General features: G+C 35.4%; 9 protein-coding genes. All 9 read right to left on the reverse strand.

What is annotated here, in order from left to right:
- Positions 1–52: 52 nt before the first annotated feature.
- The 9 genes from D8855_RS04160 to D8855_RS11015 all read right to left on the reverse strand — a co-directional run bounded on the left by D8855_RS04160 (position 53) and on the right by D8855_RS11015 (position 11,344).
- Positions 53–961: a glycosyltransferase family 2 protein gene (locus D8855_RS04160; RefSeq protein WP_042751631.1), complete on the reverse strand. Its 909-nt coding sequence runs from the start codon at positions 959–961 to the stop codon at positions 53–55.
- The gene (locus tag D8855_RS04165) at positions 961–2,157 is read right to left on the reverse strand and encodes a glycosyltransferase family 8 protein (protein ID WP_042751632.1); all 1,197 of its coding nucleotides are present in this window, start codon (positions 2,155–2,157) and stop codon (positions 961–963) included. Before D8855_RS04165 ends, D8855_RS04160 begins: the two co-directional genes overlap by 1 nt.
- Before the next feature lie 8 nt (positions 2,158–2,165).
- Positions 2,166–3,386 (reverse strand): glycosyltransferase, encoded by a 1,221-nt coding sequence (locus D8855_RS04170; protein ID WP_042751633.1) that lies wholly within the window; start codon positions 3,384–3,386, stop codon positions 2,166–2,168.
- 105 nt (positions 3,387–3,491) lie between these two features.
- Positions 3,492–4,364 (reverse strand): glycosyltransferase family 2 protein, encoded by an 873-nt coding sequence (locus tag D8855_RS04175; RefSeq protein WP_042751634.1) that lies wholly within the window; start codon positions 4,362–4,364, stop codon positions 3,492–3,494.
- A gap of 228 nt (positions 4,365–4,592) precedes the next feature.
- Positions 4,593–7,037 carry an SP_1767 family glycosyltransferase gene (locus tag D8855_RS04180; RefSeq protein ID WP_125416189.1) on the reverse strand — a complete coding sequence of 815 codons (2,445 nt, stop codon included), beginning with the start codon at positions 7,035–7,037 and terminating at the stop codon, positions 4,593–4,595.
- A gap of 9 nt (positions 7,038–7,046) precedes the next feature.
- Complete coding sequence (locus tag D8855_RS04185) at positions 7,047–8,057, reverse strand: sugar transferase (RefSeq protein WP_125416191.1); 1,011 nt, start codon at positions 8,055–8,057, stop codon at positions 7,047–7,049.
- Positions 8,058–8,158: 101 nt separating this feature from the next.
- Positions 8,159–9,037: an acyltransferase gene (locus tag D8855_RS04190; RefSeq protein WP_125416193.1), complete on the reverse strand. Its 879-nt coding sequence runs from the start codon at positions 9,035–9,037 to the stop codon at positions 8,159–8,161.
- Entirely contained in the window at positions 9,034–11,118 is a 2,085-nt protein-coding gene (locus D8855_RS04195; protein ID WP_042751638.1) for a glycosyltransferase, read from the reverse strand. The genes D8855_RS04190 and D8855_RS04195 overlap by 4 nt, the downstream gene beginning before the upstream one ends.
- Positions 11,119–11,266: 148 nt before the next feature.
- A complete protein-coding gene (locus D8855_RS11015; RefSeq protein ID WP_265471112.1) occupies positions 11,267–11,344 on the reverse strand; it encodes an LPXTG cell wall anchor domain-containing protein in 78 nt (25 codons plus the stop codon).
- Positions 11,345–12,342: the final 998 nt, after the last annotated feature.

Consider the following 12,342-nt stretch of genomic DNA (forward strand, 5'->3'; position numbering starts at 1 on the left):
AAAACTCCCCTTTCTTTACAATTTTGTTCAAGAGCACTTTTTTAAATAGGCATTAATTTTTATTGGCTTTCATTTTTTCTTCTGCTTCAAAAAATAATCTCAATCTAAAACAAATATCTTTATATTCTTCAGTATCTGTTAATTGATGGTATTCTAAAGTTTGCTTATAATCTTTTAAAAGATTGACAAATCGAATACGCAAAACAGAAACATCCAAACCAGCCAAGACACAATCAGATATTTTTTTAGAAAACACTTCAACAATATCTCTTGCCCAAGAAAGATCAAATTCCGTTCTCATAATGCTTCCTGAACGTCTTCTATACAGATAGAGATTATCGTTTATAAAGACGATTTTAGACGCTAAAAGATAAAAGCGATGCATGGTTGCTTCATCATCGAAGCGACGACCATTTGAAAAGTGAACTTCATTAAATAATTCTTTTTTAATCAACTTAAATGTCGGCAATATAAAGGCTGAACTATTGAATTTCCAGTCACCTGCTTGACGGTTCATAATTTCTTGTATAGATAGTTCTTCAATACAAAAATCCTGTCCAGTTACATAAAAATAAAAATTTCCATCAGATTCATCAAAATTATAGTAATTTCCTATCACTATGTCCGCATTTTTCTCTTTAACTTGCTGATAAAGAGCTTCAATCATATTTTCTTTTACAATATCATCGGAGTCAACAATCGTGATATATTGTCCTCTAGCTTCACGCAGGCCTACATTTTTAGCTTGTGCTGCTCCCTGATTTTCTTGATGAAACACTCTGACACGCTCATCTTGCATCATAAATGCATCACAAATTTCCCCAGAATTATCTGTAGAGCCATCATCAACTAAAATAATTTCTATATTTTGGTAGCTCTGTCTTAGAATATGCTCGACACACTCCACCAAATATTTTCCCGTATTGTATATCGGCACCACAACACTAATTAATTCGCTCATTATTCTATCTCTATATTCTTCATTTTATCCACTAAATCATCCGGTCTCTCTATAGAAAAAATACCTTCATAGAGTCCATCATCCATACTTTTACGTGTTATGTCAAAAGCCAAGATTTTCTTGCCTCTCTCTTTTGCTCGCGTAACTACATCTAGGACTTCCCCACCCATATTAATATCCAGGTATACAGCAGAATCATCCAACAACCAATCGATTCTCTGGTGAAGAATAGATTGGTATAAAGTCATATTCGAGTAAACAGATAATTTAGTTAAATCTTTATTACAATAAACAGGGGCCGCAACATGAAAATGCCAATCAGGTAAGTGTTGTAATAAATACTCTAAATGTTTTACATCTGCACTCCATGTCACAAGCATCGCTTGTTTCTTAGATTGATTGCTTCTATCAAAAAAATTCAAACTGGAACGTTGAAAAGCAATCTCTGACCAATCCAAATCTCTATAAGCCCACCATAATTCACGTAGTCTAGATATGCTGTATGTATTCCACGGCTTATCATGACTAGCAAAGTGAACAATAACAGGTGGATTATCATCTAGCCGTTCACACTTCTGATCTAAACGATAAATATCAACACCAGCCATATAATTATATGTTTTATCTAATGCTAGCCAATTATCCTCAAAGTAAATATTTAAAATACTCTGATCCCCCAGATGAACAGCTTGATTCTGACCAGCAGCTAATTCCAATAAACTATTAACAATAGAATGCTCTTTCCACTTTGCAACATGCATTAGCAAAACACCAGAATTAAATCCAGATTTTCGTCCTTCATAAGCATAGACATCATCAACAGCTCCAATAAAATATCCTTTAAGATCTATCTCAAACAAAGTAGATAGTTCCCCAGTTACAATAATATCAGAATCTAGATACAATACTTTGTCAGACTCAACCACTTCTGTCGCAAAAAATCTAAAGTAAGAAGCATAGTTTAAATGTGGCCCAGTTTTATAACCTTCAAAAAGTTCTTTGTCAAAGTGTACATTGTGAATTGTAGAATTCACAACTTCCATTTTTCTCCCCAATAATTTGAACCATTCAGGAGCTATATCACTATTTAGAATATAAAAATCAACATCCCTATTGTGATATAATACAGACTTTATAGTCGTCTCTAAAGGAATAAGATAGGCATTATCTGCCGCTAATACAATAGATTTTCTCATACTGTTCTCTACCTCATATAAGATCTGATTGCGTCTACCATTTTTTCCGGAATGGAACTTGGATAGATACCTTCATATGAAATTTCAGAAAGATTCTCATAGCAAGTATTGTCAAAAGCTATCATTGGTTTTTTATGCTTAGCTACAAACTCATATGCATCTTCTAATTTTCTATCATGATTTAAATCCAAGTAAAGATCTGAAGTAATTACTATTTGTTCCAATAACATTGGTAAGGAATTTGGATATACGGTAACATTAGGAAAACGTGTTAAAGCCAGCAATTCATTTGCCATATTTGTATAAGCAACAATATGAAAATGAACATCTGGCAGTTGCTCCGCCAAATAATCTATTTTCTCTACACACCAGGAATTCGTTAAATTAACACATTGTAACTTAAATGGTTGTGATTTACTAGGATACTTCACACCCTTTGAAAACCATTCATTTAAAATAACAGACCAATCCATTAAAGAGTTTTCCCACCAAATTTCTCTTAGACGTCCAACAGAAAATTGATTCCATGGCTTATCCTGAGAAATATAGTGTAAAATTAGTGGCAGTGGTTCGAGTGGCATATCAAAAATAAATTGATGTTTAAAGGCAGCTGCTCCATAATCAAATCCTATTTGAAAATTATATTTGTCCTCAAGCAGGCTAAACTGATCTTTAAACAACATATTTAAAATTGATTGGTCCCCCTCCTTAACATTCTCATGTTCTTTTTCTGTTAATTCAATTAATTTTTGTCGAATATTTTCAGAGCGCCATTTTTTATTATTAATTAACAGAACCCCAGCATTGAAGCCAACTCCAGCTCCAAAGCAAGAACGAGCTGCGCCCAAATAATTTTCACCCAAATCTAATTCAAACAAATCGGTCAAATCACCAGTCACAATCAAATCACTATCTAGATAGAGAACTTTATCTTCTGTTACAAAATCTGGAATAAAATAGCGTGCAAAGGTCATATGATTGATATGAGGTAGTTTATTAGACCAGTTCATTTTATACTGCGAGCCAATTAACTTGCAATCAATCAAGTCTCCCCCCATCTCTTGTAAATAGATTCTTATTTGACTAACCCATTCCTGGGGAATGTCCTGATTGAGTAAATAAATTTTCAAATGACTATTGTGTCTACAGAGTGATTTCATCGCCGTTTCGATTTGTCGAATATAAGCGTAATCACCTGCAAATACTACTGCACGTTTGGTATTTCCCATTTTAAATCCTTATCATTTATTCTAACTAACATTATTTATTATCCTACATACATTAAACCAAATAGATTTTATTCTATCATCTTTACATAAAATCAATCTGTTCACTTACTCATCAAGTAAATATAATGTTTCCTTAATCCATTTCATCGTATCTGTTGCTGATAGATTTTTTTCTTCAAGTTCTTTTTTTCTAAATTTTAACAGGGATACAAAATTATCTACGTATCGACCAACTTCTATATTTCGAGCAGCAAGAAGAGCTATAAAATTTTCACGTTGCTGTAAATCTGACTTTATAGCAATTAAATTAAAATGCCTGTTAGAGCTCCTAATCGTTCGATAAACGTAGCTATCTCTATTGATGTAAACTAGTTTAGGAGAAATAAGATAGATTTTAAACCAAAACTCCATATCCTCACCCAATCTTGTCAAAGTATTAAAACGAATAGCTCCTAGAATATCTCGTCTAACTAACTTTCCGCTAACAAAGCGATAGGTATGATCGAACGAATCTAAATCAATTAATTCATTTATTAGCTCTAAGCCATTAAAAACTCGTTTTTCATAGCCTCTTTGGAAAGAATGAACATACCAAGAGCCATCCTCCATCTCAAATCTTTTATAAGTTGAAACAGATACACCTGCTGATTCATCTATGATTGCATTATAAAGAACTTCTAAATAATCTTCCTCTACCCAGTCATCTGAATCAACAAACGTTAAATAATTTCCTCTGGAATATTCAATCCCCAAATTACGGGCAGAGGAAACTCCACCATTTTCTTTCCTATAGTAATGAAAACGGGAGTCCCTCTCTGTATATTCCTGACAAATTTCTCCTGAATTATCTGTAGAACCATCATCAATCATAATCACTTCAAAATTTGTATAAGTCTGTTCAACAAGACTTTCTAAGCAAACTCTAACATAACTTTCAGTATTATAAACTGGAATAATAACACTAATCAAAGATTCCATACATTTCACCTACAATCTTAAAATTATAGAATAAATCTTTATTTATCTAGCAATATAGTTGTTGGGCAGTCTCTATGTAAATCATGAAAATGTTTCTTTAAATTCCTGTTCATAATAGACTCATTTTTATTAAAAATATCTATTTTTTAGAGAGATAGCCACATGAATTTCTCTATTTATTTAAAAATGTTCCATCAAAATTGTGAACTCACTTATCATACTTATTCGTTATTCTAATATCCTTGCAACAATCTGATTGTTATAGGTTTCATCCTCAATAAATTCAATATCTTGGTCGAAATTATGTTCAGCAGTATGTTTATGAGAAAATTTAACCTTGGTTTTAGCACCCATCTTCATCCACTCATACTCTGAGTCAATATGCCCCACATCCAAAACTTGATATCCCATCTGACATAGATTATAACTCAGAACCTTTGCTGTTGGCCCCAACATACATAAGATGAGTCGTCCTTTCGCATGTTTAATAATTTCCTCTTGAATCTTATCGACAATAGAATAGGCGTTATGAGATGGACAAATAATTCGCTTCACGGATTTGGCCTTATCGAATAAATCATTTCCAACCCCAGAGCGAGATGTAAGCCCCTCCACAATCAGAATATCTCTATTCTCCCAAATACTCTTTAGCTTTTCAAATTGACCTTTTGCTTTACTCTTATCCTCATAATCAATGTAGGGACGTGAGATAAAGGTAGAGCCGTACCATGAACCTTTACACAACTCTTTATAAAAATCCATATAAACATTCATATGGTCTTTCCAGAATGGTGTAGCCCACCAAGTAAAGACAAAACGATCTTCAAAAGCATCAGGTAAACAAACCACTAATTTCTCATCACTCTCTAGTCCCACAATATGTTTTAATTGGTTAGCCAATTCTATATCATGATTTTGATAAGGTATAGGCCAGCCCCACATCAAATTGACTTCTCCGTCTCCAAAACGAACTAATGAAGACTTATTTTTGATAACATAATCCAGAGTCTGATCAATTCCGATAACTTTAATTGGCTTCTCTGGTTCTCCCAAAGTCTCACCTTTTATCAATGTATGGAGTGCTTGAAGAAGCCTTTCTGGATGCTCACTTGAATACAAATGCTGGCCATGATTCCCATTTTGCGAAGTATAAAATGCAAGCATTGGTTTATTCAATAATGATATCTCTTTGACAACCTCACTAGTGGAATTGTGGAGGTTAATATCCAAATAAACATCCATTTGAGATTTAAGTTGTTCAAATTGATCGCTTTTCACTTCAGGATAAAGCTTAACATTTTTATATTTTTTCGCTAGTTCATGTAAGAGTGGTCCCATTACCGTCCAAGCCGCTATATGGAAGGTTACCATAGGAAAATTCTCTACTAGATAATCTATTTTTTGCAATTCTTGAGAATTTGTCAAAGTTAAGCAATGGAAATCACTACCTGCATAACAACTTAGAAATTTTCCATCTCTCTGGTAATCTTTAATTGCTCTAACCATCACTGAAACTTCATCCTTTTTGAATACTAGATGACCAGTATTGCCATGTTTAGTCGCATCAAATGATAGAATTGGCTTTTCTAAGAGCTTCATATCCTCTAAAATAGTACCCGCTACTTGACCATAGTTAATGTCCAGATATAAATCTATACTTTTCTTTAACTTATCTAACACAGGTGGAACAATTTGGGGATGCAATCTCACATTAGCATATACCGCCAATCTTTTTAGCTTGTCTCCCATATCCGTCCAAGCAGCGATATGAAATACCACATCCGGTAGAGCTGTAACTAACTCTTCTATTCCTTCTAAATCTTGGGAATTTGTTAAAGTTAAACAAGAAAATCCCTTATCTAAAGGCGATATTAGTTCAAACTCTCCTAAATGATGTTGTAAGATTTTAGTCCACTCCAAATCATGAAATTCCCACCATAAATCACGGTAACGATTGGCTATCAAGGTGGTCCATGGCTTTCTGTAGGTCGTAAAATGAATCACCACTGGTTTGCCATTAAAAGCTAGATGTTCCTGCCAATTATTATACAAAGCCACAATATCATGTCCCACTTGTAAATTATAAGCTCTATCTAGCTCTAACCAATCATCTTGTAAGACCTGATTAAATATCGTTTGATCGCCATTAAAATGATCAAAACGTCCTTCTTCAACTTCTTTCGTTGTTAGGATAGACTGTTCAATTAGTCGTTCTTTTAAATCCTCTTGGCGCCATTTTTTATTGTTGATTAGTAGGACGCCAGTATTGAAACCTTGACCATTTACATCTCTAATCGCTGCGATATAATGTTCTTTTAGATCCTGCTCAAATAGACTATCTAATTTTTCATTAATAAGTAAATCACAATCCAAATACAAAACAGTATCTTCTTGTATATAGTCTGGAATAAAATATCTAGCATAGGCAATGCTACTAATATGAGCTTGCTTGGTCCAATCCTGAAAAATAGCCTGTTCAGGTAGTTTAACATCGATAATCTCACTACCTAACATGCGAGCTATTTTTCGTGGTTTGCGAAACCAATCTGGCATGATATCTTGATTTAAAATATAAATCTTAACATCTCGGTTATGGTATAGAATAGATTTTATGGTTGTTTCCAACTGTGTGGTGTAATTACGATCACCTGCTAATACAATTGTTTTATTCATTTCATTTCCTTAATCAATTCCCAAGTGATAGATTGCATCTACCAATAGCTTTTTAGTGAAATACCCTTCTTTTAGAAGATAGCTAAATGTCTTGATACGATTCGTCATTTCTTGATATTCTACTACATTCATTTTATCAACTATCTCATGAGCTTCTTCCAGACTATTTACCACAAAGCCCAAGCCTTGATCTACTATAAATTTAGCAGTTGACAAGCTACTTGGCACAATCAATGGGATACCAGCTGTTAGATAGGTACTAACCTTATGAGATATATTTAAAGTATAGTATTGGTTACTTTCTCCATCGTTTTGATGAGTTCCCCAGACAAGACCAAATCCACCTTTTGATAATTCTAGTAACAGTTCCTCATCTTTTTTCCATCCTTCAATACTAAGATTTCTAGCATTGGAACTAGCTTCTCCTTTATTTGAAAATACTCTCAAAAGCGTATCTTGAGACCAATTTTGTAAGTCTGGGAAACGCTCCAAACTTCCAGCAAAAAAAAGTTCTTTTTTAAAAGTCGGAGTGTATAAGGATAAATCATGAGGATGATCCCACATCCCTTGAATGAGAATCTTCTTTGTCGTCAACCCTTCTTCTATCAGGCGTTCTTTCATCTGTTCGGATGGAACAATCAAAACGTCCGATAGATTATACATGTACATATACTCTTTCATGAGATAATAGTTACTATCAAACATGAGGGGAACAACATCATGGATAAAGTAAACAATTTTCACCTGCATATCCTTCAGCTTATCAAACAAGACTCGATCAAACTCAAAGCCATTCCAAGTTGGAGACTGAAAGACTAGGATATCTCCAATTGAAATACTGGCCATAATGCCATCCAGACGTTTATTCATTTCAGAAGGGCTATCTGAAGCAATATTGTAAAAATAGATGCCAACCTCTCTGAACCCCAATTGGCTGGCTATTTTTTGAACAGCATTTTGCGCTAAGATAACCGTACTATCACCAGCCATGCCATATAAATTTGTTAAATGTAATTTCATACTTCTTGTTTCTATAATCATTAATTCCAGTAAGTCGTTCTTTCATTTTAAGTTCGTGACACAATTTGGATTCTACTCCCAGTAACTGCCAAATTTAAAATTTATCTTCGACTTTCTATTTTTACATGTCCATCATTATAAACCATACTGTTTGATGGAATATCATTTCGAATGAGACAACCTGCTCCGATAATGGTATTATCCCCAATAGTCACTCCTTTTAAAATCGTGACATTGCTTCCTATCCAGCAATCTCTACCAACTCTAATCGGCGCTGTAGTCCACTGCCACTTTTCAATTTTTTCAGCGGTATAAATATGGTCGTGATCATAAAAACGGACACCTTCCCCCATCATGGTACCTGCCCCGATTTCAATTCTTTCCATACAGTTAAAACTACAAGAGTTATTGATAAAAACACCATCATGCAGTATTAACTTACCAGAAGAAACATGAAAATTTTCAAAATTTCTGCAGATGACATTGGCTCCTACAAGCAAGTTTGCCTTATCATCGATTTGAAAGACATTCCAAGTCCCATCTTGAATGATTTTTTCTTGATGATTGGTGCGGACTCTGACTTCATTCAGATACTCTCTCACTCTAGAAACCAATTTATCTGGTGTACTTGACAGAAAAACTTCCTGTCCTTGATTTCCATGGGCTGTATTATCAAATGAAAAGACAGGTTTTTCAGCCTGTACAAACCTTGATACAATAGCATCCACTTCTTGAAAGTGATTGATATCTAGTAGAAAGTCACACGTATTGATTAGAAAGTTTAGCTGTGCTTCATTTGTAGCCGTTAGGAGACGGACATTGTGTTTAGTTTCTAAGCTACGGATTTTCTCGGAAAACTGGACAGGGGCTGCAATATGAAAACAGATGTTTGGCAAGTTTTCAAGAAGATAATCCAACTGTTCAATCTGATCACTAACCGTCAAAATCAGAGCATCTCCTAATAGATGTTTTTCCTTCATTTGCTTATTTCTCTTAATTTTTCAATCATTGATTGAACTTGGTCAACAGCATATACTTCCTGACCAACTTCGTAGGATTTGGTATTTTCAAAGGATAAAATAGGTTTCCCAAATCTTGCAAATTGATTGAGAATTTCCTCTGTTTTTTCACCATGATTAATATCTAAAAGTACTTGGCTCGTTTCTACCAACTCATGATCGACATCTACCAAATAGTGAATCCCGTTAAAAATGGTCACGTTTGGATGAACTGTCAACTGTGCTAATTTATCACTGACCATTACTCTAGCTGCTATCTTAAACTGAATGGCTGGTAAGGATTGAATCAATGTTTCAATTTGTTCAATATGGTCTGAAGCTGTATAAATGAGACAAGTGAACGGTTCCTTTATAGGATAAAGGTGAGATTTTTGTAATGGATGTAAATGATGATTTTGTCCCAATTCTGTCCATTCAAGGCCATGGTAGTACCACCAAACATCACGATAGGTTTGAGCTGCTAAGTCCTTCCACGGTTTCCTATGAGAAAGATAATGAATAATACCAGGATAATCCTGACCTGCAGGTAATTGATAATCAGTGAACTGCTTATGAATGACAATATGATTATAATCAAAGTCTAATTCCAGCCATTTATGTTCAAAAAGCATATTCAAGATACTCTGATCTGCCTGATCCACCTTATCATGCCATTCATTGGTCAAATCAATCAACCTTTGAGTCATATTCTCTTGTTTCCACAGGTCATTATTGATTAAGAGAACACCTGCGTTAAAGATTTCTTGACCGAAATAGGCTCTTCCCCCGAAATCTCTAACAGCAGCCAAAGGATAATCTTGTAAGTCAGTATCAAATAAGTCATCCAGATTTTTCGTTACAAGTAAATCACAGTCCAAGTAAAGTGCCTTATCTTCTTTCACGAAATCGGCTACAAAATAGCGTAAAAAAACAGTGTAACTAATATCTGTTTTATAACGTGAAATTTGCTCAGACGTTACCCGACAATTAATAATTTCTGAATCAAACTTCTCTAAGCGCTTATTTAATTGCTTGATCCATTCATTAGGAAAATCGCTATTAATCAGATAAAAACGAAGCGAACGATTGTGATAACAGATAGATTTAATCGTGGTCAATACTTGGTCTACATAGGCATAATTCGCCGCTAGAACAATGGCTTTCTTTTGTGTATTCTTAGTTTTTTCAAGTTTGTCTAGTAGATATTTTTTTGTCTCAAACTCTTTATAGGTAGGCGTTTCTTCTAAGCCACTGACCTTCCCGTTAGAAAGACTCCCTTCTAACATCTGACGATAAATAGCTAAATGTTTTTCTAAAGGATATCCTAGACTGGCTAATAAAGTAATACGTTCAGACATGGCATCAACCAAGGCATGCATCCACTTTTCTGTCCAAGTCCTAGATAAACTATTATTTCTGATGCGATAAGAATAGATTCCTTTATGGATATAAACAATTTTTTCTGCCAACAAATAAATCTTTTGATTGAGGTAACCGTCCTCTCCTAATTTACCTATGTCGAAGCGTAACTGCTCGAACAATCCTGCCTTATAAAGTTTACCCCAAGCAGATATCAAAGCAAAACTCTTCATTTCTTGAGATTCATACAAGTTCTCAAAGATGGAAACATTGTCATACACTTTCTCATAATAGGAGTCTCCCAATATATGAAAGTAGAACATTCCTTCGCTTTCGTTGAAAGAATAGTAATTCCCAACTGCTATATCAGCCTGATATTCCACTATTTTTTTGTATAGAGTTTCTAGGTAATCCTGTTCAATCCAATCATCTGAGTCTACAAAAGTCACATAATCTCCGGACATATTTTCCAGACCGGTGTTTCGTGCAGCAGACAAGCCAGCATTTTCTTGTTCTATATAGATAATTCGGTGATCGATTTCTCCAAATTCTTGACAAATCTCGCCTGATGTATCAGTAGAACCATCATTAACGACAATAATCTCAATATTTTTATATGTTTGAGCAATAATACTATCTAGGCATTTTCTCAGATAGCTTTCCACATTGTATACCGGTACAATGACCGTTATTTTATCATCCACTAGCGTTTTTCTCCTTATATTTATTATACAATTTTTTAGTCAAAATTTCAGCTATATAATAGTAAAAACCCCTTGAAAATTCTACTTTTTCAAGGGGTTTCTATGATTTACGTTCACGAGTTAGTTTAGCCTAAATTTATAGGTTATCTTACTCTTCTTCATCACGTTTACGGCGTTTCGCAACCAATCCAATACCTGTAACTGCTGCTAAAGCTCCTAAAAGCACGGATGATTTGGAAGCTTCTGTACCTGTATTCGGCAATTGCTGTCTAGTCTTACCTGCTGACTCAGATGCTGATGTGCTTGCTGATTGGCTTGCACTTGTTGATGCTGATTCAGAAGCCGATGTGCTTGCTGACTCTGATGCACTTGTTGATGCNGACTCAGAAGCTGATGTGCTTGCTGATTCTGATGCACTTGTTGACGCTGACTCTGATGCGCTTGTACTTGCTGATTCAGAGGCGCTTGTTGACGCTGATTGACTTGCACTTGTTGATGCTGACTCAGAAGCCGATGTGCTTGCTGATTCTGANGCACTTGTTGATGCTGATTCAGAAGCTGATGTGCTTGCTGATTCTGATGCACTTGTTGACGCTGATTCTGAGGCACTTGTTGACGCTGACTCTGATGCGCTTGTACTTGCTGATTCTGATGCACTTGTTGATGCTGACTCTGATGCGCTTGTGCTTGCTGACTCTGACGCACTTGTTGANGCTGATTCTGATGCACTTGTTGACGCTGATTCAGAAGCTGATNTGCTTGCTGACTCTGACGCACTTGTTGACGCTGATTCAGAGGCTGATGTGCTTGCTGATTCTGATGCACTTGTTGACGCTGATTCAGAAGCCGATGTACTTGCTGACTCTGAGGCGCTTGTCGATGCTGATTCAGAAGCCGATGTACTTGCTGATTCTGATGCACTTGTTGAGGCTGATTCAGAAGCCGATGTACTTNCTGACTCTGAGGCACTTGTTGACGCTGACTCAGATGCTGATGTGCTTGCTGATTGACTTGCACTTGTTGATGCTGACTCAGAAGCCGATGTGCTTGCTGATTCTGATGCACTTGTTGATGCTGATTCAGAAGCCGATGTGCTTGCTGACTCTGATGCACTTGTTGATGCNGACTCAGAAGCNGATGTNCTTGCTGATTCTGATGCACTTGTTGANGCTGACTCTGATGCGCTTGTACTTGCTGATTCAGAGGCGCTTGTTGACGCTGATT

Source organism: Streptococcus mitis (assembly GCF_003942685.1).
Taxonomy (GTDB): domain Bacteria; phylum Bacillota; class Bacilli; order Lactobacillales; family Streptococcaceae; genus Streptococcus; species Streptococcus mitis_CD.